1 protein-coding gene is annotated in these 1200 nt (G+C 58.8%); it reads right to left on the bottom strand.

Annotated elements, in window-relative coordinates; translation table 11 throughout:
* Positions 1–17: 17 nt before the first annotated feature.
* Positions 18–1126, bottom strand: a protein-coding gene (locus J7396_RS22115; protein WP_087944180.1) for an IS3-like element ISXca2 family transposase whose coding sequence is annotated in 2 segments (ribosomal slippage) — positions 18–874 and positions 874–1126 — 1110 coding nt in all. Because the reading frame shifts where the segments join, the coding sequence is not laid out codon by codon here.
* Positions 1127–1200 lie beyond the last annotated feature (74 nt).

The raw sequence follows: 1200 nt of genomic DNA, 5'->3' as shown, positions 1-1200 counted from the left end.
TGTCGACTCCCCGCAATTCAATGCCAGCTAAAACTAGAGGTCTGCGGTTGATGTTGATCACGGAACTCAGCGGGCGTTAGTCCGCCCAGGCTGTCGTGCGGGATCTGTTGGTTGTAGTCGGCAAGCCAGTGTTCGGTCTGTTCGCGGACCTCGCTCAGCGTGCGGAAGAGATGCATGTCCAGCACGCCGCGCCTGTAGCTGCCGTTGAAGCGTTCGATAAAACCGTTCTGCATCGGACGCCCCGGTTCAATGAAGTCCAAGGCGATGCCCTTACGCTCGGCCCACTCGGACAAGGCCAGCGCGACAAATTCCGGCCCGTTGTCCAAACGTAGCTTGTTCGGATAGCCGCGCCAAGCTGCGATGCGTTCCAACGTGCGGATGACGCGGGCGGCCGGAAGATTCAGGTCCACTTCGATCGCCAAGGCTTCCCGACTGAAATCGTCGATGACATTGAACGTGCGAAAACGCCGACCGTCCCATAACGCATCGGACATGAAGTCGATCGACCATCCAGCATTGGGGCGATCACCGCAGGCCAGCGGCTGTGGATGACGCGTCGGTACCCGGCGCCTGCTGCGACGACGTTGATTGAGCTTCATCAGGCAATACACGCGCCAGACCCTCTTGTGGTTCCACACATGTCCGCGACGGCGGATGATTTGAAAAAGTTTTCCAAATCCACGCTCAGGAAAACGCTCGGCCAACTCGGACAACAGCGCGATAACCTCATCATCCCGATCGGGACGACGCTGATAGCGCATCGTCGAGCGCGCCACGCCAACCACCGAACAGGCCCGGCGCTCGCTCCAGCCATGCTGCTCGATGAGCCAGGCCAGAAGCGGGCGCTTGTGCGCCGGGTCTACAGTTTTTTTGCGATGACATCCTTCAATGCATGGTTTTCCATCGCCAGCTCGGCGTACATGCGTTTGAGCTTGTTGTGCTCGGTCTCCAGGTCGCGAAGGCGCTGCACATCAGCGGCCTCCATGCCGCCGTACTTGGATTTCCAGACGTAGTACGTCGCATCGGAAATCCCTAGCTCACGACACACATCCTTGACTTGGCGGCCACCCTCGACCTGCTTCAGCGTGGCGACGATCTGGCTATCGGTGAACTTGCTCTTGCGCATTGGTGGTCTCCTTGATGGCTAGTGTGCCCGGAGACCTCTAGTTATGGCTGGATCAAGTTTACGGGGAGTCGACA

The sequence above is a fragment of the Xanthomonas sp. A1809 genome, from assembly GCF_017746015.1.
Lineage (GTDB): Bacteria > Pseudomonadota > Gammaproteobacteria > Xanthomonadales > Xanthomonadaceae > Xanthomonas > Xanthomonas euvesicatoria.
Note: the sequence above shows the minus strand (reverse complement) of the source record. Positions and strands in the feature narration are given on the sequence as shown.